This window comes from Conchiformibius kuhniae DSM 17694 (genome assembly GCF_000428785.1).
GTDB classification, from domain to species: domain Bacteria; phylum Pseudomonadota; class Gammaproteobacteria; order Burkholderiales; family Neisseriaceae; genus Conchiformibius; species Conchiformibius kuhniae.
The window spans coordinates 110,332-132,847 of sequence record NZ_AUAP01000001.1; the positions used below are offsets into that span (position 1 = coordinate 110,332).

Consider the following 22,516-nt stretch of genomic DNA (forward strand, 5'->3'; position numbering starts at 1 on the left):
ATTTTGGGGCAAAATCACGCTTTTGCGGCAGATGCGGCGGTTTTGGTTTACAATCATCTATTTTTTCCCTGCTGCCATGACCGACCACACCGACCGCCTGTCCCTCGCCGACTACGCCCAACGCGCCTACTTGGAATACGCCATGAGCGTGGTCAAAGGCCGCGCCCTGCCCGATGTGCGGGACGGACAAAAACCCGTGCAACGCCGCATCTTGTTTGCCATGAAAGACATGGGCTTGAACCACGCCGCCAAGCCCGTCAAATCCGCCCGCGTGGTCGGCGAAATCCTCGGCAAATACCACCCGCACGGCGATGCCTCCGCCTACGATGCCATGGTACGCATGGCGCAGGAATTCACCCTGCGCTATCCCCTGATTGAGGGCGTGGGCAACTTCGGCTCGCGGGACGGCGACGGCGCGGCGGCGATGCGTTACACCGAAGCGCGGCTCACCGAACTGGCAGGCTTGCTGCTGGACGAATTGGAACAAGGCACGGCGGATTTCGTGCCGAACTATGACGGCGCGTTCCGCGAACCGCAATGCCTGCCCGCCCGCCTGCCGATGCTGCTGCTCAACGGCGCGTCCGGCATCGCCGTGGGCATGGCAACGGAAATTCCGCCGCACAATCTTGCCGAAACCGCCGCCGCCGCCGTTGCCCTGCTGAAAAATCCTAATTTGGACACCGCCGCGTTGATGGCACACATTCCCGCACCCGACTTTGCCGGCGGCGGCCACATCATCACCCCAGCCGAAGACATTCTCCGCATCTACGAAACCGGCAAAGGCAGCCTGCGCGTACGCGCCCGTTACCACACCGAAGCCCTCGCACGCGGACAATGGCGCATCGTCATCACCGAGCTGCCCCCGCACACCAACGCGCAAAAAGTGTTGGCGGAAATTGAAGAACAAACCAATCCCAAACCCAAATCCGGCAAAAAACAGCTTTCCCAAGACCAGCTCAACACCAAAAAACTGATGCTGGATTTGCTGGAACGCGTGCGCGATGAAAGCGACGGCGAACAGCCCGTGCGTTTGGTATTGGAACCGAAATCCGCCCGCATCAAGCCCGAACACTTTATCAACACCCTGATGGCGCAAACGTCTTTGGAAGGCAATGTTCCCGTTAATCTGGTGATGATGGGCGCGGACGGCCGTCCCGCACAAAAAAACCTGAAAACCATTTTGCAAGAATGGCTGGCTTTCCGCGCCGACACCGTTACCCGCCGTTTGGCGCACCGTTTGGCGCAGGTGGAAAAACGCATTCACATTCTGGAAGGACGTTTGACCGTTTTCCTGCATATTGACGAAGTGATTGCCGTGATTCGCGAAGCGGACGAGCCGAAAGCGGAACTGATGGCGCGTTTCCCATTAAGCGAAACGCAGGCAGACGATATTTTGGAAATCCGTTTGCGCCAACTTGCCCGTTTGGAAGGCATCAGGCTGGAAAACGAATTGGCGGATTTGCGCGAAGAGCAAAACGGTTTGCAGCATTTGCTCGCGCATGACGGCGAAAAAAAGAAGTTAATCATCAAAGAAATCCAAGCCGATGCCAAACGTTTCGGCGATGCGCGGCGCACGCTGGTGCAGGAAGCGGAACGCGCCGCGCTCACCCAAAGCACGGCGGACGAGCCGCTCACGCTGATTTTGTCGCAACAGGGCTGGATTCGCAGCCGCGCCGGACACGGCTTGGATTTGGCGCAAACTGCGTTCAAAGAGGGCGATGCGCTGCAACAGGTGCTGGAAATCCGCAGTGCGCGTCCGGTGGTGGTGTTGGACACTTTGGGGCGCAGCTACACCGTTGATGCGGCAGACATTCCGGGCGGGCGCGGCGACGGTGTGCCGCTTGCTTCGCTGATTGCCCTGCAAGCGGGCGCGGGGGTGGCGTGTTTGCTGCACGGTGCGCCGGAGCATCAGTTTTTGCTTGCCAATTCGGGCGGTTACGGCTTTATCGTGCGCTTGGAGCATTTGCTCACGCGCATGAAGGCGGGCAAGGAAGTGATGAAGCTGGAGCGCGGCGAAACGCTGCTGCCGCCCGTGCCGGTATTGCGTGCGGCGATGATTAACCCCGACAGCAAAATCGTGTTTGCCACCGCGCACAACCGCTTGTTGGCGGTGTCGCCCGCCGAAATCAAGGTGATGGCGAAAGGGCGCGGCGTGCAGTTGTTGTCGCTGCACGGGGGCGACCGTTTGACCGTGTGCGCCGCCGTGTCCACCCCCGTGGTTTCGGTGGCATCGGCAAACGGGCGCGGCAAGGTCCGTACCGAAACGCTGCGGATTGCCGACATTGCCGGCAAGCGCGGGCGCAAAGGCAAAGCCATGACGGGCGCAGACCCCGTTTGTGGCATTTTTCCCGTATTTTCTCAAGAGTAAAGCACTATGGCCGTTTCCGCACAACCCGTTTGGCAGGCGCAGGATTGGGAAGTCCAAATCGACCGCATCATCAGCCTGACCAACATCGCCCGCGTTACCGTGTTTTTCACGCTGATGATGTTTACCGCTTTTTCGCAGCAGTGGAGCGATTTGTTTGAAATCCGCCAAGAGCGTTTTTCCGCCTTGTTTGCCTATTTGAACTCGGGGGGCATGCGGGCGTGGCTGTGGGCATACGGCATCATGATGATTGTCTGCATCGTCAATCCCAATTGGCAAAAGCAGGACCGCAGTACCGCACCGAGCATTTCCGCCGTTACCGACATCACCATGATGGTGTTGCTGACGCATTTGCTGGGGGGCATCAATTCGGGCTTTGCGATTTTGATTCTGCCGTTTTTGGCGGTGTCGTGCCTGTTGAGTTACGGGCGTTATCCTTTGCTGTATGCCAGCTATGCGTCCGTGCTGATTTTGCTGCTGCTGATTTGGCGCGAGTGGCCGTTCGGTGCCGATGTGCCGAGCTATTTTAATGCGGTAACGGGCAATGTGCTGCTGATTGCGGGCTGTTATCTGGTGTCGCTGCTGACTTCGTATGCGGCGTCGTTTTTGCTGCGGGCGGGCGAGTCGGTGAAAAAGCACCGCACGGCGTTCGAGCGCATCAGCGCGCTGAACAAGGTGGTGCTCAACCGCATGCAGGAAGCGGTGCTGGTGGTCGATGCCGACTGCCTTGTGTGGCTGCACAACCGCCAAACGCTGAATTATTTTTCCGACATCAAAAACAACAGCCACGCGCCCCTGTTGCGCGATTTGGTGCGGCGCTGGCAGGGCAACAGCAAGCAGTCGTTTGAAACCAATCTGATATTGGGCGGGCGCGACATGAACATCCGCGCCGTGCCGGTGTCGCAGGAAAGCACGGAGCTGCTGATTTTGTTTATCCGTGCCGAAAAGGAACGCCAGTTGGAAGCGCAGTCGGTGAAGCTGGCATCGCTGGGCTTGCTCACCGCCAATTTCGCCCACGAAATCCGCAATCCGCTCTCTGCGGTGCGCCAAGCCAACGGGCTGATGATTGAAAACACCGAAGACGACCCGATGGCGGCGAAGCTGTGCGGCATCATCGACAAAAACATTGCCCGCATCGATAAGATGATTGAGGAGGTTTCCAGCCTGAACAAGCGCGACCGCATCGACCGTCAGAATATTTTGTTTGAAGAGTTTTGGAACAGCTTTCATCAGGAGTTTTTGCTCACGCGCCCCGAAGCGGCGGGCGCGTTCAAAACCAGCTTTATCAAGAATGCGGCGGTGGTGTTCGACCCGATGCACTTGCAGCAGATTTTGTGGAATTTGTGCAATAATGCGTGGCGGCACAGCAGCCGGCGCAAAGATGCGGTAACCGTTACCGTGTATCCGCAAAAAAGCGGCAATTTGTCGCTGCGGGTGTTTGACGATGGCGGCGGCGTGCCCGACAATATTGTCCAGCATTTGTTTGAGCCGTTTTACACCACACAGGCAGAAGGCACGGGCTTGGGGCTGTACATCGCCCGCGAGCTGGCGCACGCCAATAAGGGCGATTTGCGCTATCTGCCCGAGAAAAAAGCCTTTGAACTGATTTTACCGAAAGCAGAATCATGACCCGACACAGTTTGAACCGCCCCGTTTTGGTGGTGGACGATGAAGCCGATATCCGCGATTTGATGGAAATGACCCTGATGAAGATGGGTTTGGACGTGGACACCGCCGAAGGCGTTGCCATTGCCAAGAAAAAATTGGACGAAAACAAATATTCGCTGGTGCTCACCGATATGCGTATGCCGGACGGCTCGGGCTTGGAGGTGGTGGAGCACATTACCGAAGGCGGACACGATACGCCCGTTGCCGTCATCACCGCCTTCGGCAATGCCGACCAAGCGGTGCAGGCTTTGAAAATCGGTGCGTTTGATTATCTGCAAAAGCCGATTACGCTGGCGCAGTTGCGCACGCTGGTGAAGTCGGCGGTGCGCGTGCAGGACGAAAACAACCGTCCGCTTGCCGCCGCGCCCGCACCGCCGCCCGTTGCCGATGCGCCGCCGCCGCGCCAAGCCGCCGCGCCGTCTGCCCCGCCCGTTTTTTCCGAGCAAAGCCGCATCGATGTGTTTGTCGAACCCGCCGCCGATGCCGCCGCGCACGGTTTGAAACACGAATACGACATTCCGCGCATTTTGGGCAAGTCGCAGCAGATTGAGGAAGCGCGCCGTTTAATTCGCAAGCTGGCGCAAACGCAAGTGCCGGTGTACATTTCCGGCGAAAGCGGTTCGGGCAAGGAGCAGGCGGCGCGGAGCATTCACGAGCTGTCCGAGCGGCGCGACAAGCCGTTTATCGCGGTAAACTGCGGCGCGATTCCGGAAAACCTGATGGAAAGCGAGTTTTTCGGTTACAAAAAAGGCAGCTTCACCGGCGCCGACCAAGACCGTTTGGGCTTTTTCCAGCACGCGCACGGCGGCACGCTGTTTTTGGACGAAGTGGCGGATTTGCCGCTTGCCATGCAGGTGAAGCTGCTGCGCGCCATTCAGGAAAAGACGGTGCGGCGCATCGGCGACGCGCAGGAAGTGAAAGTGGACGTGCGGATTGTTTCCGCCACCCACAAAAACCTTGCCGCGCTGGTGCAGGAGGGCAGTTTCCGCCAAGACCTGTTTTACCGCCTGAACGTGGTGTCGCTGCACATGCCGCCCTTGCGCGAAATGCACGAGGATTTGGAACAATTGATTGTGTATCTGCTGAAAAAACACCACGGCGGGCAGGGCGTGAAAATGACCGCCGCCGCCCGCGACGCGCTGCTGCACTACAACTATCCGGGCAACTTCCGCGAGCTGGAAAACATCTTGGAACGCGCCGTTGCCCTTGCCGCCAACAACGTGATTGACGTGGAAGATTTGCAAATCCACAGCGAGCCGGTGAGCTTGGCGGGCGAACACATCATCGCCGAAGAGCCCAATGCCGCACTGCCCGGCTTCCAAATGGGTCATACCCAGCTTCAAGACTATCTGGACGATGTGGAACGGCAGATTCTGCAACAGGCGCTCACCTACACCCGCTACAACCGCACCCAAGCGGCGAAAGTATTGGGCATCAGCTTCCGCAGCATGCGCTACCGGCTCGACCGCCTGTCCATCGAATAGGCGCAGATGAAGCGGATTGGCAACACCGTTGTGCCAATCGGCGGCGTTTTTGCGCCAACACAATGCCCGCCGCCGCGTTTGGCGCGATAATGCTACGGTTCGCATTTGAAAAAAGGAAACCGAAACCATGCGCCGGCATTTTTTCCTGCTGCTTTTGCCCCTGTTGGGCGCGTGCGGCGCGGGCGACAACGGTCAAACCGCTTCGCAAGCGTCCGCACTGCCCGAATACCGCGTGTTTACCGAACAATCCTACCCGCCGTTTATCATGCACGGCGGCAGCGAAACAAGCGGCTTCGAATACGACCTGCTCAACGCCATTGCCGCCAAACAGGGCTTCACCCTGAACTACACCCCGCATTTGTGGGCGGGGCTGTTCGACACCCTTGATGCGGGCAAGTCCGACATCTTGAGCGCGGGCATCACCATCACCGAAGCACGGAAAGAAAAAATGTCGTTTTCCGAGCCGTATTTTGAAACCGAATCCGCCCTGCTGGTGGGCAAAGACAGCCAAATCAAAAGCTTTGCCGACATGATGGGCAAAAAAATCGCCGTCAAAGAAGGCACTTCGCAAGACCAAACCGTCAAGCAATACCAAAAAGGCGTGGGTGAACCCGTGTATGTCGCCACCACTTGGTTCACCATTCGCGAAACCATGGCGGGCAATACCGATGCCGCATTGGGCGACTGGGGCGTGATGCGCTACTACACCAAACAACACGGCAAAGAATACGGCATCAGCGTGGTGCGCGACCCGAAAGCCGAAAAAGAACTGCTCGGCTTTGCCGTAAAAAAAGACAATACCCAACTGCAAAGCAAACTGAATCGGGGCTTGGCACAACTGAAGGCGGACGGCAGCTATGATAAAATCTACCAAAAATGGTTCGGCGATGCCGAAAAATAATTTCTCCAACCCGATAAAGTTGTTATCCCATGATTCACCCCCTTACCGCCCTTTGCCCGCTTGACGGCCGCTACGCCGCCGCCACCGAAACCCTGCGCCCCGTGTTTTCCGAATACGGCCTCATCAAAGCCCGCGTGCGCGTGGAACTGTCGTGGCTCAACGCCCTTGCCGCCGCGCCGCAAATCGCCGAAGTGCCGCCGTTTTCCGCCGCCACCCAAGCCGAAATCGCCGCCGTGATGCGCGACTTTAACGAAGACGATGCCGCCGCCGTCAAAGCCATCGAAGCCACCACCAACCACGACGTGAAAGCGGTGGAATACTGGCTCAAACAGCGTTTTGCCGACAACGCCGAAATTGCCCGTGCCGCCGAATTTATCCACTTCGCCTGCACCAGCGAAGACATCAACAACCTGTCGCACGCGCTGATGCTGCGCGAAGCACGGGACGCGGTGTTGCTGCCCAAGCTGGCGGAAATCACCGCCAAACTGCGCGACATGGCGCACGCCCTTGCCGAAGTGCCGATGATGAGCCGCACGCACGGCCAGCCCGCCACCCCCACCACGCTGGGCAAAGAGATTGCCAATGTGCTGCACCGTTTACAACGCCAAATCAAACAGTTGGAAAGCCAAGAGTTTTTGGGCAAAATCAACGGCGCGGTCGGCAATTACAACGCCCATTTGTGCGCCTATCCCGATTTTGACTGGGAAACGCATTGCCGCGACTTTGTGGAACAGGCTTTGGGCTTGACCTTCAATCCCTACACCATTCAGATTGAACCGCATGATTATATGGCGGAATTATTCCAAACCCTCAGCCGTATCAACACGATTTTGATTGATTTCAACCGCGATGTGTGGGGCTATATTTCGTTGGGCTATTTCAAACAGAAAGTCAAAGCGGGCGAAGTCGGCTCGTCCACCATGCCGCACAAAGTCAATCCGATTGATTTTGAAAATTCCGAAGGCAATCTGGGCGTTGCCAATGCTTTGCTTGGCTTTTTGGCGGAAAAACTGCCCGTGTCGCGTTGGCAGCGCGATTTGACCGACAGCACCGTGCTGCGGAATATGGGCGTGGCGGCGGGCTACACCCTGCTCGGCTGGACGGCGCACCTGCGCGGTTTGAACAAATTGGAAGCCAATCCCGCCGCGCTCGCCGCCGATTTGGACGCGACTTGGGAATTGCTTGCCGAGCCGATTCAAACGGTGATGCGCCGCTACGGTGTGCCGCAGGCGTATGAGCAGTTGAAAGCCCTGACGCGCGGCAAAGACGGCATCACGCCCGAATCCCTGCGCGAATTTGTGCAAACGCTCGCCGTGCCCGATGAAGCGAAAACCGCGCTGCTGGCGCTCACGCCCGCCGCTTACACGGGCAAGGCGGCGGCGTTGGCGAAACGGATTTAGACAAATTTCCGCCGATTCCGTATAATTGGCAAATTTTTCTGCTGCCTGAACCGCCCCGCGCGTTTCAGGCAGCGTGCGTAACAAAGCCTTTCAGGAAAGCCCCACCATGAAGCAACCCCTCAGCTACCGCGATGCCGGCGTGGACATTGCCGCAGGCGACCAACTGGTTGAAAACATCAAACCTTTTGCCAAACGCACCATGCGCCCCGAAGTGTTGGGCGATTTGGGCGGTTTCGGCGCGCTGGTGGAAATCAGCCGCAAATACCGCAATCCCGTGCTGGTGAGCGGCACGGACGGCGTCGGCACCAAACTCAAGCTCGCCTTTGCGTGGGACAAACACGACACGGTCGGCATCGATTTGGTGGCGATGAGCGTGAACGATATTTTGGTTCAGGGTGCGGAACCGTTGTTTTTCTTGGACTATTTCGCTTGTGGCAAACTGGACGTGGCACGCGCCACCGATGTGATAAAAGGCATCGCGGCGGGTTGCGAACAGTCCGGCTGCGCCCTGATTGGTGGAGAAACCGCCGAAATGCCCGGCATGTATCCCGAAGGCGAATACGATTTGGCGGGCTTTGCCGTGGGCGTGGTGGAAAAAGACCAAGTGATTAACGGACGCAACATCGCGGCGGGCGACGTGGTGCTGGGCTTGGCATCGGACGGCGCACACGCCAACGGTTACTCCTTGATTCGCAAAATCCTTGACCGCGCCAAGCCCGATTTGGACGCGCCGTTTGACGGCGGCAAAACCCTGCGCGAAGCCGTCATCGCGCCGACCCGCCTGTATGCCAAACCGGTTTTGCAGGTATTGAAAAAGTTTGAAATCAAAGGCATGGCGCACATTACCGGCGGCGGCATCACCGAAAACCTGCCGCGCGTGCTGCCTGAAAACCTCATGGCGCAAATTGATGCCGCCGCGTGGGAAATGCCCAAATTATTCCAATGGTTGCAACAGCAGGGGCAGGTGGACACGCAGGAAATGTACCGCACCTTTAATTGCGGCATCGGACTGATTGCGGTGGTGTCGCCCGAAGTGGCGGAACAGGTCGCCGCACTGTTTGCCGAATTGGGCGAAACCGTGTACCGCTTGGGCGCAATCCGCGAGCGCAACGGCAGCGAACATCAAACGCAGATTGTTTAAAATACAATTGGTTAATTAAAAAATCACGCCCGTCATTCCCGTGCAGGCGGGAATCCGATTAGGAACAAAACTATTGTTGATGAAACATCAGTTTGTTCGTCTTGAAAATGGATTCCCGCCTGCGCGGGAATGACGGCGGTTTCTATAACGGCTTGATGCGAATCTTGATAATGGATTACCCGAAACCTATGATTTGGCAAACGGACATTCCGCCGTGCGCCGCCGCTTTGCGCCGCATTGCCGTGCAGCAGTCGCTGACGCGGGCATTGGGCGAAGTGGCGGCGTTTTCGGTGCGGCTGCGGCATTTGGGCGCGGCAAACGGCGTGCCGCCGCATTTTGCCGATTGGCGTTTGCCCGCACAAAGCTTTGTCCGCGAAGTGGATTTGTGTTTGAACGGCGCGGCGGTGGGTTGGGCGCAAAGCCTGTGCGCGGCGGATTCGGCATGGCGGGCGGTGCTGGATTGCGGCAACACTTCGTTGGGCGCGAAGCTGTTTGGCGGCGGCGCGGCGTGGCGGCGCAGCGAATTGGCGTTTACCGCCGGTGCGGACGGCTTTATCTTGATGCGCCGCTCGCGTTTTACGGCGGAAAACGGCGATGAGTTATATTTGGCAGAAGGGTTTTTGCCGAATATCTTGGATTTTCTATGACTTATCTTTGCAGTGCTTGCGGGGAAACGCATGAAGATTGGCCGGCATTGGTGTTTGCGCAGCCCGACCCTTACCGTTGGCTGGGTGATGCGGAAAAAACGTCATTCCAAGCCGAATGCGACCGCAATACCTGCCGCATCGCCTATCCGCAGCAAACCGAATGCTTTATCCGCACCGTGCTGGTGTTGCCCGTGCAAGGTCATGATGTTACGCTGGAATACGGCGCTTGGTTGTCCGTTAGCGAACAAAATTACCACGATTACCGCGAGCATTTTAACGATAACGACCATTGTGCGGCGTATGTCGGCTATTTGGCGAATGCCTTGCCCGATTATCTGCAAACCTATGATGTGATTGCCAAAGCGCACACGCAGGGCGGCGGCTTGCGCCCCTTGCTGGAATTAAAGCCCGACCCAGACCACCCGCTTGTGCGTGATTTTTATCACGGCATCTCGTTTGCCGAAGCGCAACGGCGCGTGGACAAAATATTGGGTGCGCGGCGGTAAAACAGGTTATAATTGCCGATTTCTCAGGCTGCCTGAACGGGCGGCGTAACAGATTGAAAGGAATATTCATGTTTGGAAAAGCGGGATTGGGCGGGCTGATGCAGCAGGCGCAAAAAATGCAGGAAAACATCAAAAAAGCCCAAGCGGAATTGGCGCAAACCGAAGTGGTCGGCGAGGCGGGCAACGGCTTGGTAAAAATCACGGGAACGTGCAACCATGCCGTTCGTGCCGTGCATATCAGCCCCGATTTGATTGCCGAAGCCGCCGATGATGCGGAAATGTTGGAAGATTTGGTGCTGGCGGCGCTCACCGAGCTGCACGACAAGGCGGAAGCCACCACCGCCGAGCGCATGTCGCAATTTACGCGCGGGCTGCCGCCGGGCATGGGCGACTTTTTCAAATAATCCCGTTGTTTGGCAAACGGTATCGGGCAGATGCTGCGCGATGCCGTTTTTGTTTTGGAATCAAGATGCTGTTACTTTCTGACCTGCCGCCGCTTTCGCTCTACGTCCACATTCCATGGTGCGTGCAAAAATGTCCGTATTGCGATTTCAACTCGCACCGCCAACCCGCCGCTTTGGACGAAAACGCCTATATCGATGCCCTACTGATTGATTTGCAACAGGAATTGCCGCATATTTGGGGGCGCAGCGTGGACACCGTGTTTATCGGCGGCGGCACGCCCAGCCTGTTTCAGGCAGCCTCGATAAACCGATTATTGAGCGGAATCCGCGCCTTAATCAAACTCAATCCCGAAGCGGAAATCACACTGGAAGCCAATCCGGGAACGTTTGAAATTGAAAAATTTCAAGGCTTTAAAGAAGCAGGCATCAACCGCCTTTCCGTTGGCATTCAAAGTTTTGACGACAACAAACTGCGCGCGCTCGGGCGCATTCACTCCGCCGCCGAAGCCCGCACCGCCCTGCACACCGCCACGCATATTTTTGCACGGGTAAACGCCGATTTGATGTACGCGCTACCGCAACAAACGCCCGCGCAAGCCGTTCAAGATATTGAAATCGCGGCAGATTGCGGCGTTTCCCACATCAGCGCCTATCATCTGACTTTGGAGCCGAACACCGCTTTCGCCCACCGTCCACCGCAGGGTTTGCCGGTGGACGATGCCGCGCAGGACATTGAAGAAGCCGTTCACAATGCCTTGTTCAAAAAAGGATTTCAGGCATACGAAACCAGCGCGTTTGCGAAACACCCAAACCAACGCGCCCGCCACAATCTGAATTATTGGCAGTTTGGCGACTACATCGGCATCGGCGCGGGCGCACACGGCAAAATTTCCCACCACAACCGCATCGAGCGCACCGTCCGCAGCCGCCACCCGCAGGATTATTTGCGCGCCATGCACGGCAACCCCGCCGATGCCGTTGTCCGCCGCGACATTGCCAAAGCGGATTTGGCGGGCGAATTTATGATGAACGCGCTGCGCCTGCACGAAGGCGTGCCGTCTGCGTGGCTGCCCGAGCGCACGGGTGTTTCCGTTGCTGCCGTTGCCCGCGCCATTCAAACCGCGCAGCAAAAAGGTTTGTTGGACGGCGACCCGCGTTTTTTCCGCGCCACCGAATTGGGGCGGCGGTTTTTGAATGATTTGATTGGGCTGTTTTTATGAAATTTGTTTTCTGAAAATCAATGCAATATGAAAACGCCGCATCGTCATTCCCGCGCAGGCGGGAATCCAAGTCAAGGCACAACAAGCCTTGATAAAACATCGCTTGCCAAACATCGGGCGGTAGATTCCCGCCTGCGCGGGAATGACGGCGTTTTTGTATTATGCTGATTTTCAGCATAAAAGTTTAAATGATAACGCGCCCTAATCCCGCAAACACAGGCTTTCGGTGCGCCAGCGTGCCGAAAAGGTGTGCATGATGGTGCGTGCTGCCGCATCGTTTTCCAACAATTGCCGCGCCGTTTCGCGCCGTTCCGCCAAAATCCGCTCCCGCCGCAGAAACGGCGTTTCCCCGCAGTCATCGTGCCATTCGGTCAGGCAAACGCGCAGGTCTGTGCCGTATGCCTGCTGTAGAGCCTGTGCGATGCGCCCGATGTATTCCCGATTGTCCGCGTCTTTGGTTTTTTCAGACATCACCGCCAAAGTCAGCGTGTGTTGTTCCAGCGATACCCATGCCAGATGTTGCAACAGCATTTGCGCTGCCGCCACCTGTTTGCCGATGTGCGCCACAATGTCAAACCACGATTCGCGCTCAAGCGGGGGCGGGGCGCGTTCGGTATCGGGCACATCATCATGGTTGGTGTGTTGCGCTTGGGGTGGTTCGGGCAATGCGCCATCGTGCGGCATCATGCTGTGCGGAACGGTGTCGCCGTCATTGTCATCATACGGACGGGGCAAAATATATGCGTCATCGGGTGCATCATGGTTGGCGTGCTGCGCTTGGGGCGGTGCGGGCAATGCGCCATCGTGCGGCATCATGTCGTGCGGAACGGTGTCGCCGTCATCGTCATCATACGGACGGGGCAGGACGTATTCGTCATCGGGCGCATGGTTGTGCGGGGGTTCGGGCAAAACGGCGTGCTCGGCAGACGGTGTGTGCGGTGGGGGTGGGGCGGGGGCTTCGTCTTCGTCCCATGGCGGCGGGGCATCGTCCGCAGGGGCGGGCGGCGGTGCGGTTGCGCCCGATGTGTGCGGCACACGGCGGATTTCCTGCGGGCGCGGCGGCGGCAAATCTTGCGGGCGGAATTGTTTGCGCGGCACGGTGTCGGCGGACGGTGCAAGCCGTGCCGATACGGGCGGCGGCGCGGTGCGGAACGCCGTGTTTTCAATGTGTCCGTCCGCAGGCGTGTCTGCCGCCGCAAACGGCGCAAACGCCAACATCCGCAACAAAGTCATCAGCCAGCCCGCATATTCATCGGGCGCGAGCGGCAAATCCTGCCTTCCGTGCAAAGCGCATTGATAATAAAGCTGAATTTGCTCAGGGTGAAACCGCGCCGCCAAGCGTGCCAACTGCGCCTGTTCGGGATTGCCCTCTAGCGCGGCGGGAACGTGCCGAATCAGCGCCAGCTCCTGCAGCAGCAACGCCAATTCCGCCAGCACAGGCTCAAAGCCCGCCGCATACGCGCCCATTTCCCTTGCCAAAGCAATCAATTGCCCGCCGTCCTGTTCCGCCAGCGCGTCCAACAAAGCATAAAGCTTCCGGCGGTCGATGCTGCCCGTCATTTGGCGCACGTCCCGTTCGCGCACCGCGCCCGCACCCATGGCAATGGCTTGGTCGAGCAAACTCAAAGCATCGCGCATCGAACCGGCGGCGGCGCGGGCAAGCAGGTGCAAAGCGGGCGTTTCGTACGGCGTGCCTTCGCAATCCAGCACATGTGCCAAATGCGTTGCCACCTGTTGCGGCGTCATATTGTGCAGCACAAATTGCAGGCAACGGCTCAACACGGTAACGGGGACTTTTTGCGGATCGGTGGTGGCGAGAATGAATTTGACGTGCGGCGGCGGCTCTTCCAGCGTTTTGAGCATGGCATTAAACGCGCTTTTCGACAACATATGCACTTCGTCAATGATATAGACTTTGTATTTGCCCGAAGTGGGGGCGTATTGGGCGTTTTCCAGCACTTCGCGGATGTTGTCGATGCCCGTATTGGAAGCGGCGTCGATTTCCAGCAGGTCGGGGAAACGGTTTTGGTCGATGGCGCTACAGCTTGCACATTGTCCGCAGGGTTCGCCCTGCTGCGGCTCGGTGCAGTTGAAGGCTTTGGCGAGAATGCGGGCGATGGTGGTTTTGCCCACGCCGCGCGTGCCGGTGAGCAGATAGGCATGGTGCAAACGCCCTTTGGCAAGCGCATTTTGCAGGGCTTGGACGATGTGTTCCTGCCCGACCAAATCGGCAAAGGTTTTCGGTCGCCATTTGCGGGCAAGGGCTTGATAGGCGGAAGTCATGGGCGCGGAGCAAAAAACGGAAACGGCGCATTTTACCATTGTTTGGCACGCTTTCCGCAGCGTGGCAAAATCTGTCGAACGAATACTTTATATTTGCGCCCGAATGCGCCAACATGTAGTTTCAGATTTTGATTTTTCGCAGCAGGGCGGGCAGGTGATTGACGGGGCGTTTTTCGGTAAGGACGCGGCGGAACTGGCGGGCGTGTTCTACAAAAACAAAGACAATGCCAATACCGTAGGCGATTTTCTGGGCGCGTTTGGCGCAAACAAACAACAATAGCATTGATGTTGCGGGCGTGTGGTGATGATGCGCCCGCAAGCAATCCCCGAACTTCGGTTCGGGGATTTTTGCGTGGTTTCAAAACCATGCGGCAAGGGTGTGCCACAGGTGGGTGCTGGCTGCCCATGCCAGTTTTGCCAAGCAATACGCGGCAATCAGCAGCAGCACGATGAGCAGGGCGGAAGTCAGGGCGCGGCGGTTGATGTGGCGCAGGGTGGCGGGGTCGCCCGCCGCGTAGCCGTCTATCAGGGCAAGGTTGCGTTTGTTGTCTTTGTAGAAAAAGTCGAGAATGGCGCCGACAAACGGAATCATGCCGATAACGGTGTCTTTCAGTCCGTTGCACAAGACCACGAGTGTGAGCCGCCATGAGCGCAGTTTGACGGCGGCAACGTAGAGATAGGCAAGGTTGAAGCTTTGCCCGACCGTGTCGCCGACAACGGGAAACAGTCCGATGATGCCGTCCAAACGGTAGTCGTCCAGATAGCGGCTGATGTGTTTGCAGGCGCGGTAGCTGCGGCTGCGGGCAAGCTCGGGGTGGCGGGGGTGTGGGGGCATGGTTGGGTTGAAAAAGGGGAATGCCGTCATTTCCGCGAATGCGGGAATCCACTGTGCCATGCTTGGCAAGCGATGTTTTATCAAGATTTGCTTGAGTTTATTGTTGGATTCCCGCCTGCGCGGGAATGACGGTACGGTGTTTTATCGGTTCAATGAGGATACGCCCTAGTGGTTGCAGGGGGTGCGGCTGAGTTGTCCGTAGCGTCCGACCACGCCTTGAATTGCGCCGGCTTCTTGGTCGTTTACCGACATGAACAATACGTTCATGCGGGCGGAGCTTTGTCCTTCGCCTTCACCGCCGCCTTGTACCACTTGGCGGCTGGCGGCGTGCGGGTATTTGCGCAGCAGCCCTTTGATGCGGTGGTAGTCGTCTTCGGGAATGCTCACGCGGGCGGAGCAGGCTTTGTATTGGACGCGGGGCGTGCCCAAGCGTTCGACCGGTTCGCTGCCGCTTCCTTGTATGCTGATGTTGCGGACGGCGGTTTTGGCGGGTTTGTCGGCTTGGGCGCGTGTGGTATTTTTGCCACTTTGTTGGGCTTGGGCGGCGGTTTGGCGTTTGCCCTGCGGCTGGACGTGTGTGCTGTTGCCGTTGCCGGTGATGGCGCGGACGGCGCTGGCGTTTTGCAAATCGCCGGTGTTGATGATGATTTGCGGGGGCGATACGACAACGGGTTGTTGTGGGGCGGCGCTTTGCTGTGGTGCGGGTTCGGGCAGGTATTGCTTGAATACTTTGTTGCCGATGATGGCGGCAAAAACGATGATGTTGAGCATTACCAAAATATAGAACAGGTGTCTCATGCTTGTCCAATCCAGTTGAGAAGTCCGAAAACCACTAAATTATCTACAATTTTAACGCTGTTGTCTAAAGTAAATTGTTCGGGCAGGGCGCGGGCGACTTTGGCTGCGCCGCCGCCGGTGATGATGACATCTACCGCTTCGCCGCCGCAACGCGCCTGCAAACGGCTGTGCATCAGCATCAGCGAGCCGCACACTGCGTCCATCATGCCGCCCGCCAGCGCGTTGGCGGTGGTGGTGGGAAAAGGAAACAGTTTGCCGGGGGCGCGGTTGAGGTTGGCGGTTTTCAGGGCGAGCGATTCTTTCATCAGGTGGAAGCCGGGCATAATCGTGCCGCCGAGATAGTGGTTGTCGGCGGTGAGCGCGTCCACCGTTACCGCCGTGCCGCAGCTGACCACCACGCAGGCGTTGCTGCTGAAGCGGCGGCTGCCGAGTATGTTGAACCATCTGTCGGCACCGTGTTCAAGCGGGCTTTGGTAGTGGTTGTAGATGCCCAAGCCGCGTTTCATCGAGCCGAGCCATTCGATGCGTACATGCGGCAGTTGCGCCGCCACCATTGCCTGTTTCGCCGTGCCGCACACCGCCGCGCCCACCACGCGCTCGATGCCGCCGCCGTATTGCAGCCATTCTTGGTTGAGCGCGTCCAAATTGCGATAGGGGGCTTGGTTGGTGGCGGTGATGTGGCCGTTTTCCACCCACGCCCATTTCAGGCGGCTGTTGCCGCCGTCCAGCAGCAGATAACGCACGGGCGCGGGCGCATCGCCGTTTTCAAGCTGTTCGGGCAGGCGCAGGCTGGTTTCGCCGCTTGCCACGCTGATTTCGCCCTGTTCGGTAAGCAGTTGCAGCGTGCCGTCCGCCGCCACGCCGAGTACACGCCCTTCGTGGCGGATTTCGCCTTCGTGCAGAATGGCGACTTCGCGTCCTTGGTCGCGGTGCGCGGTTTGGTAGGCTGCCTGAAAGGGGGCGAAACCGTGTCCGTCAAACTGCGGCAGACTTTGGTGCAGGCGGTTCAACACCGCGTCCAAAAGCTGGGCGGGCAGGATTTTGGCGGCGCACACCGACTGCACGGAAGCGGCGTGTTCCACCGTTTTCGGCAGCACGAAATTGATGCCGATGCCGATAACGGCGTGGATTTGTTCATCGCGGCGCACGGTTTCAATCAAAATGCCGCCCAGCTTGTCCAAGCCCGACACCAAATCGTTCGGCCATTTGATTTGCACAGGGCAGCCCAGCGACACCAAAGCATCGCGGCACGCCAACGCCGTTACCAATGCCAACGCGCCCAATTCCGCCCGTTCGCGTCCGAAGGTGTAGCCGATGCTGAACATCAGGCATTCGCCCGCACGGCTTTCCCAGCCGCGCCCCTGCCGTCCGCGTCCGGCGGTTTGGTGGTGGGCGACCACCACGCGGCGGTGGACGGCTTCGCCGCGTTTGACCGCGTCCAGCAAAACGTCGTTGCTGGAGGTGGTTTCGCGCAGCACGTCCAAGCGGAAATGCGGGTGGCTGTGGTCTTCGGGCAGCAGCGCGAGCGGGCGCACCAACTGCCAGAAGCCGTCTTTTTGGCGCAGCAGTCCGCGAATGTGCGGCGGGGTTTGCTGCCACAGCGCGTTGAGGTGTTGGGGTTGGCGTTGGGTGGCGTGCGCCAGCTCGGTGATGTGGTGGGGCCGGTTGTCGGCAAGAATGGTGAGAAGCGAATGCAGGGGCATGGGATACAACAATAGCAAAAAATCTGAAACCCCTTATTTTAACCGATTTTGGCGCATTCGGGCGCGGTGCGTGTGCAGCTATGTTTGGCAAACGCGCCGATTTGTTCAACAATACACATTTTTGGAAACCGCGCAGCATGTTTTTTGCGTACGCGGCGGGGTTTCAAACCGGAAAGGAACACGATGAATCCCAAACCGCCCAAACGCCGCATCAACGGCGTGCTGCTGCTGGACAAGCCTGTGGGCATCAGCAGCAACGCCGCCCTGCAACGCGCCCGTTGGCTCTACCGCGCCGAAAAAGCGGGGCATACCGGCGTGCTTGACCCTTTGGCAAGCGGGCTGCTGCCCGTCTGTTTCGGCGAAGCCGCCAAATTCGCCCAATACCTGCTGGACGCCGACAAAGCCTACACCGCCGCCCTGCGTTTCGGTGCGGCAACGGCAACCGGCGATGCCGAAGGCGAAATCGTCGCCACCGCCCGCAGCAATATTGACCGCGCCGAATTTCAAGCAGCCTGCGCCGCGCTGACGGGGCGTATCCGCCAAGTGCCGCCGATGTTTTCCGCGCTCAAACATCAGGGCAAACCGCTTTACGAATACGCCCGGCAAGGCATCGTGATTGAACGCAAAGCGCGGGAAATTGAGATTTACCAAATTGATATTCAAGAATTTTCCCCGCCCGATGCCGTGATTGGCGTGCATTGCGGCAAGGGAACGTATATCCGCACGCTGGCGGAAGATTTGGCGAAACAAACGGACACTTTCGCCTATCTCACCGCGCTGCGCCGCACCGCTACCGCCGGTTTTTCCGTCCGTCAGGCGTACACTTTGGACGCGCTCGCCGCTTTGGACGAAACGGCGCGTGATGCGTTGCTGCTGCCCTGCGATGCTTTGGTGGCGCACCTGCCGCGCATTGATGTGGACGACACGGCGGCAGACGATTTGCGTTGCGGGCGTTTGGCGGTATGGACGGGCGCAGCCCCGCCGCACACGCCTTTGCGGACGTATGATACGGCGGGGCGGTTTGTCGGCTTGGCTGCATATGCGCCCGAACGCGGCTGCCTGAAAGCCGTGCGGCTGATGTCTGCCAACGGATAGGGCGTGCCGCCAATTAACCGAAAAAAACCTGTGCCGTCATTCCTGCATTCGCGGGAATGACGGCAGTTTTTACACTGCTTTGATTTTCAATGTAAGAATTTAAATGATGACGCGCCCTATGCGCCCGAATGGTTGGGTTGCAAATGCGCCAAAGGCAGCGCGGTGGTGTTTTTGATTTCCTTCAGCACGAAGCTCGAACGCGCATCTGCCACGCAGGTGTGCGACAGCAGCACGTCCAGCACAAAATGCGAAAACGCCGCCATGTCGGTAAAAAACGCGTGCAGCAGATAATCCGTTTCGCCCGTCAGCGCGTAGCAGCTCAACACCTGCTGCCAGCCTTGCACGGCACGGGCAAACGTTTCCCGCGCTTCGGGCGCTTTGTTGATGGCAACGCGGATAAACACCTGCAAGCCCAAATCCAAACGCACGGGCGAGAGCAATGCGGCATAACGGCGGATAATCCCCGATTCTTCAAGCTGCTTGAGGCGGCGCAAACACGGTGAGGGCGAAAGCGCGACGCGGTCGGACAATTCCACATTGCTCAAACGCCCGTTTTCCTGCAACACTTGCAGGATTTTCAAATCGGTTTTGTCTAAAGTGATGTGTGCCATCGGTGTGTTCCTTAACCTTAAAGGGGGTTTATACGCCCGTGTCGCGTTGCGGCGACCATTGCCAGTTGTTTTTCCATGCGCCAATCACGGCGTTGGGGTATTTGTCGCTGCCCAAGCTGCCGTTGTAGCGGGCCAGGGCGCGGCGCATGTTGCCGTTTTCCAAGTTGTTGTAGTGGCGCAAGATGGTGCAGCCGTAGCGCAGGTTGGTGCGCATGTCGAACAGGTTGTGGTCTTTGGTGCCGATGTATTTTTGCCAAAACGGCATCACTTGCATCAGCCCTTTCGCGCCCACGTTGCTGACGGCGTATTGGCGGAAATTGCTTTCCACTTCAATCAGTCCCAAAATCAGTTGTACGTCCAAATCGGCGCGGGTGGCTTCGTATTGAATCATGGTGAGCATGCGCCGCCGTTCCCATTCGCCCGCAGGCGGAAAGCGTGCCAAGCGTGCGGACATGTCGTTGAGCCAGCGTTGGGCATCAACGGCGCGGGGAAACACCAAGCGCGGCGGGCTGGCATGCTCGACCGAGCCGCGCATGACGCTGGCAACGTCGTCCGACAGGGTTTCTTCGCGCTGTGCGCCCGCCGGCAGCAGTGCGGGCGCAAGCAGTGCCGCACCGCCCGCCAAGAAGCGGCGGCGCGACAAATCGGGAAAAAACTTCATCAAAATTCCTTTTGGGTGTGAAAGCGCGCTGTTTACGGCAATAAAACCGGCCGGTATCCGGTCGGGGCGCAACCCTGTCCGAATCAGGGCTGCGCTTGATGTGCCGCCCTGCGCGTTGAAGCGCGGGCGTGCGGCGGTGCAATCAGCGTTGCTGCCAACGGGTTTGCGATTCGCGAATCACGGCTTTGGCTTCGTCAATGTTGCCCCAGTGCGTTACTTGGGTGGTGCCGGCTTTTTTCAGGTCTTTGTAGTGGTTGAAGTGAAATTCGATTTGTTTGATAAGCTGCGGCGGCAGGTCGTCCAGCGTTTGCACGGCGTTGCCCGTGTGGCGGTCATCGGCGGGCACGACCACGATTTTGTCGTCCACTTCGCCGTCATCGACAAATTTCATCACGCCGATAATCCGCGCTTCCAAAAAAATGCCGGTGGGCAGGGGCGTGTCGGTGATGATGAGCGCGTCCAGCTCGTCGCCGTCTTCGTCCAGTGTTTGCGGGATAAAGCCGTAGTTGGTGGGCTTGGCGAAAAGCTGCGGTTCGACGCGGTCGAGCTGCATCACCGCCAGTTTGCGGTTCCACTCGATTTTGTGGTTGGAGCCTTGCGGGATTTCCACCACCACGTTAATCACGCCGCCGTCCACGTCGCCCGCGTCAAGAATTTGATTGAAATCTGCCATGTGTTGTTCCTTTGTTGCAACAAAAACAGCCATTTTACGATGTTTCCGTAGCCGCGCCAATCTTTTGGCGGCGGGGCGGGTGGCGGCGGGCAGGGGATTTAGTCAGGGGTTTGTTTTGATGTTGGTTTTTTAAGGTGTCGCCGCACTTCGTCCAACACGCCCTATGGCGTGTCGTCAATTAGCCGAAAAAACGCTGCACCGTCATTCCCGCGCCGGCGGGAATCCACATTGAAGCACGACAAACCTTGATAAAACATGGCTTGCCAAGCATCAGCCAGTGGCTTCCCACCTGCGCGGGAATGACGGCGTTTTTGTATTATTTTGATTTACAGGAGAAAAGTTTAATTGATGACACACCTTCGGCATCATGCCGTGCTTTCGGTTTGTGCCATTATGTGCTGATTTCGTTGAAATTGGCTTCGGTTTGTGCGGCGATTTCCGCCAATGTGCAGCCGCGCAGCCGCGCCAACGCTTCCGCCACACGGCGCACATTGGCGGGGGTGTTGATTTGCCCGTGCAGCATAAACGGGCTGTCGGTTTCCAGCAGCAGCGCGGACGGCGGCAGCGCGGCGGCGGTGCGGTGCAGTTTTTTGGCGTTCGGATTGAGCAGCAGCATGCCGATGCCGATTTTAAAGCCTTGTTTCAGCAAGATTTGTTCGGTTTCCAAGCTGCCTGAAAAGGCGTGGGCAATGCCGCCCTGCGTAAAGCCCGTACGCCGGATTTGGCGGAACACGGCTTCGGCGGCGCGGACTTGGTGCAGGATAATCGGGCGGCGGTGTTGTTGTGCCAAATCCAGTTGTGCGGCAAACAGTTGCGTTTGCGTGTCGCGCTCGGCGGCGGTGGCGGCGCGGTGGAAATCCAAGCCGGTTTCGCCGACCCACAGCGCAGGTTCGCGGCGCAAATAATCGTCCAAATCCGCCAAATCATCGGGCGCGTGGACAAACCAAGGGTGCAAGCCCAGTGCGGCAAGCGCGGTTTCGGGCAGCCGCGCCAGTTGGCACACTCTGTCCCAGTCGCGGCGGCGGACGGCAGGCACGGCAAAACGGCACACGCCCGCGCGTTTGGCTTCGGCAAGGATTTCAGGCAGCCTGAAAAACAAGTCGTCTTCCGCAAGGTGGCAATGGCTGTCGGTAAAACGGGGGGTGTGCGGTGTCATCATGGTGTTGAAACATTTTTAAAACCGTCATTCCCGCGCAGGCGGGAAGCCAAAACACATTCAAACAAACTTTGATAAAACATTGTCCGCAGGTCATCGTGTCGTGGATTCCCGCATGCGCGGGCATGACGGTGCTGTTTATATTTAACTGATTTTCAATATAAAAAATTGAATGATGATACGCCCTAACCGACACGGTAAAACGCCAAACTGCCCAATAAATTAGGCAAACGATTGACGCGCTTGCCGCCGCGCATCACCGCGCGTTCCAAAATACGGACGTTGTTGCGGGCGCACAGGCGTTCAAAGTCGTGCAGGGTGCAAAGATGAATGTTCGGCGTGTCGTACCAATGGTGCGGCATGCGCTCGCTCACGGGCATGCGCCCGCCCAGCAGGATTTGCAAGCGGTTGTGCCAATAGCCAAAATTGGGAAAGCTGACAACGGCTTGCTTGGCGATGCGGGTGAGTTCGCGCAAGATGGCTTGGGTGTTGTGCATGGCTTGCAGGGTTTGGCTCAGCACCAATACGTCAAAACTTTGGTCGGCAAACGCGCCCAAGCCGCGTTCCAAATCCGCTTGAATGACGTTTACGCCGCGCTCGATGGCGGCTTGCACGCTGTCGGCATCAATTTCCACGCCGTAGCCGGTGCAGTGTTTGTGCCGTGTGAGCGCGGACAGCAGCTCGCCTTTGCCGCAGCCCAAGTCCAAAACGTGGCTGTGTTCGGGAATCCAGTCGTAAATCAGTTGTAAGTCGTCGCGCAGGGTCATGATGGGCATGGGGGCAAAAGCGCGTATTGTTGAATAAATTTGCGCGTTTGCCAAATTTTTGTGGTTTTCGGGCGTGTCGTCAATTAACCGAACACACACTGCGCCGTCGTGCCCGCGCAGGCGGGAAGCCACATTGAAGCACGACAAACTTTGATAAAACGTCGTTTGCCAAGCATCGGGCGTGGATTCCCGCATTCG

The 22,516-nt window shown here is 58.0% G+C and carries 21 protein-coding genes; 12 read left to right on the forward strand and 9 right to left on the reverse strand.

Annotated features, from left to right (window positions below; translation table 11 throughout):
• Window positions 1-76: 76 nt before the first annotated feature.
• The 10 genes from parC (at window position 77) to hemW (ending at window position 11,736) form a co-directional block, all read left to right on the forward strand.
• Window positions 77-2,368 carry a DNA topoisomerase IV subunit A gene (gene parC, locus G392_RS11665; protein ID WP_034334102.1) on the forward strand — a complete coding sequence of 764 codons (2,292 nt, stop codon included), beginning with the start codon at window positions 77-79 and terminating at the stop codon, window positions 2,366-2,368.
• A gap of 6 nt (window positions 2,369-2,374) precedes the next feature.
• Entirely contained in the window at window positions 2,375-3,994 is a 1,620-nt protein-coding gene (locus tag G392_RS0100585; protein WP_027008649.1) for an ATP-binding protein, read from the forward strand.
• Window positions 3,991-5,517 (forward strand): sigma-54-dependent transcriptional regulator, encoded by a 1,527-nt coding sequence (locus G392_RS0100590; protein ID WP_027008650.1) that lies wholly within the window; start codon window positions 3,991-3,993, stop codon window positions 5,515-5,517. The genes G392_RS0100585 and G392_RS0100590 overlap by 4 nt, the downstream gene beginning before the upstream one ends.
• A gap of 127 nt (window positions 5,518-5,644) precedes the next feature.
• Complete coding sequence (locus G392_RS11670) at window positions 5,645-6,418, forward strand: transporter substrate-binding domain-containing protein (RefSeq protein ID WP_051255494.1); 774 nt, start codon at window positions 5,645-5,647, stop codon at window positions 6,416-6,418.
• A 29-nt stretch (window positions 6,419-6,447) separates the two neighbouring features.
• Window positions 6,448-7,818, forward strand: coding sequence for an adenylosuccinate lyase (purB, locus tag G392_RS0100600; protein WP_027008651.1), 1,371 nt, complete (start codon window positions 6,448-6,450; stop codon window positions 7,816-7,818).
• Between the two features lie 106 nt (window positions 7,819-7,924).
• Complete coding sequence (gene purM, locus G392_RS0100605; RefSeq protein WP_027008652.1) at window positions 7,925-8,959, forward strand: phosphoribosylformylglycinamidine cyclo-ligase; 1,035 nt, start codon at window positions 7,925-7,927, stop codon at window positions 8,957-8,959.
• Between the two features lie 188 nt (window positions 8,960-9,147).
• Window positions 9,148-9,606 (forward strand): chorismate--pyruvate lyase family protein, encoded by a 459-nt coding sequence (locus G392_RS11675; protein ID WP_034334180.1) that lies wholly within the window; start codon window positions 9,148-9,150, stop codon window positions 9,604-9,606.
• Entirely contained in the window at window positions 9,603-10,112 is a 510-nt protein-coding gene (locus G392_RS0100615) for a DUF2199 domain-containing protein (RefSeq protein WP_027008653.1), read from the forward strand. The genes G392_RS11675 and G392_RS0100615 overlap by 4 nt, the downstream gene beginning before the upstream one ends.
• Before the next feature lie 68 nt (window positions 10,113-10,180).
• Window positions 10,181-10,516 (forward strand): YbaB/EbfC family nucleoid-associated protein, encoded by a 336-nt coding sequence (locus G392_RS0100620; protein WP_027008654.1) that lies wholly within the window; start codon window positions 10,181-10,183, stop codon window positions 10,514-10,516.
• Between the two features lie 65 nt (window positions 10,517-10,581).
• Window positions 10,582-11,736: a radical SAM family heme chaperone HemW gene (hemW, locus tag G392_RS0100625; RefSeq protein ID WP_027008655.1), complete on the forward strand. Its 1,155-nt coding sequence runs from the start codon at window positions 10,582-10,584 to the stop codon at window positions 11,734-11,736.
• Between the two features lie 201 nt (window positions 11,737-11,937).
• Here the strand turns inward: hemW and dnaX are convergent, their stop codons facing one another.
• A complete protein-coding gene (dnaX, locus tag G392_RS0100630) occupies window positions 11,938-14,019 on the reverse strand; it encodes a DNA polymerase III subunit gamma/tau (RefSeq protein WP_027008656.1) in 2,082 nt (693 codons plus the stop codon).
• 103 nt (window positions 14,020-14,122) lie between these two features.
• On the opposite strand from dnaX, the gene G392_RS13455 reads away from it, so the two are divergent.
• The gene (locus G392_RS13455; RefSeq protein WP_156900744.1) at window positions 14,123-14,299 is read left to right on the forward strand and encodes a transferrin-binding protein-like solute binding protein; all 177 of its coding nucleotides are present in this window, start codon (window positions 14,123-14,125) and stop codon (window positions 14,297-14,299) included.
• Window positions 14,300-14,377: 78 nt separating this feature from the next.
• Here the strand turns inward: G392_RS13455 and G392_RS11680 are convergent, their stop codons facing one another.
• The 3 genes from G392_RS11680 to G392_RS0100650 all read right to left on the reverse strand — a co-directional run bounded on the left by G392_RS11680 (window position 14,378) and on the right by G392_RS0100650 (window position 17,355).
• Window positions 14,378-14,854, reverse strand: coding sequence for a DUF4112 domain-containing protein (locus G392_RS11680; RefSeq protein WP_034334181.1), 477 nt, complete (start codon window positions 14,852-14,854; stop codon window positions 14,378-14,380).
• Window positions 14,855-15,019: 165 nt separating this feature from the next.
• Window positions 15,020-15,652 (reverse strand): hypothetical protein, encoded by a 633-nt coding sequence (locus tag G392_RS0100645; RefSeq protein ID WP_027008658.1) that lies wholly within the window; start codon window positions 15,650-15,652, stop codon window positions 15,020-15,022.
• Complete coding sequence (locus tag G392_RS0100650) at window positions 15,649-17,355, reverse strand: biotin--[acetyl-CoA-carboxylase] ligase (RefSeq protein WP_027008659.1); 1,707 nt, start codon at window positions 17,353-17,355, stop codon at window positions 15,649-15,651. Before G392_RS0100650 ends, G392_RS0100645 begins: the two co-directional genes overlap by 4 nt.
• Window positions 17,356-17,538: 183 nt before the next feature.
• Here G392_RS0100650 and truB point away from each other — a divergent pair, with 183 nt between their 5' ends.
• The gene (gene truB, locus G392_RS0100660) at window positions 17,539-18,450 is read left to right on the forward strand and encodes a tRNA pseudouridine(55) synthase TruB (protein ID WP_027008660.1); all 912 of its coding nucleotides are present in this window, start codon (window positions 17,539-17,541) and stop codon (window positions 18,448-18,450) included.
• Window positions 18,451-18,566: 116 nt separating this feature from the next.
• Here the strand turns inward: truB and G392_RS0100665 are convergent, their stop codons facing one another.
• The 5 genes from G392_RS0100665 to metW form a co-directional block, all read right to left on the reverse strand.
• Window positions 18,567-19,061, reverse strand: a complete 495-nt coding sequence (locus G392_RS0100665; RefSeq protein WP_027008661.1) for an Lrp/AsnC family transcriptional regulator — start codon at window positions 19,059-19,061, stop codon at window positions 18,567-18,569.
• Between the two features lie 28 nt (window positions 19,062-19,089).
• Complete coding sequence (locus tag G392_RS0100670; protein WP_034334104.1) at window positions 19,090-19,722, reverse strand: transglycosylase SLT domain-containing protein; 633 nt, start codon at window positions 19,720-19,722, stop codon at window positions 19,090-19,092.
• Window positions 19,723-19,864: 142 nt separating this feature from the next.
• Window positions 19,865-20,395: an inorganic diphosphatase gene (locus G392_RS0100675; protein ID WP_027008663.1), complete on the reverse strand. Its 531-nt coding sequence runs from the start codon at window positions 20,393-20,395 to the stop codon at window positions 19,865-19,867.
• Window positions 20,396-20,786: 391 nt separating this feature from the next.
• On the reverse strand, window positions 20,787-21,551 hold the full coding sequence (locus G392_RS0100680) for a TatD family hydrolase (RefSeq protein ID WP_027008664.1): 765 nt from the start codon (window positions 21,549-21,551) through the stop codon (window positions 20,787-20,789).
• A gap of 185 nt (window positions 21,552-21,736) precedes the next feature.
• The gene (gene metW, locus G392_RS0100685) at window positions 21,737-22,318 is read right to left on the reverse strand and encodes a methionine biosynthesis protein MetW (RefSeq protein WP_027008665.1); all 582 of its coding nucleotides are present in this window, start codon (window positions 22,316-22,318) and stop codon (window positions 21,737-21,739) included.
• Between the last annotated feature and the right edge of the window lie 198 nt (window positions 22,319-22,516).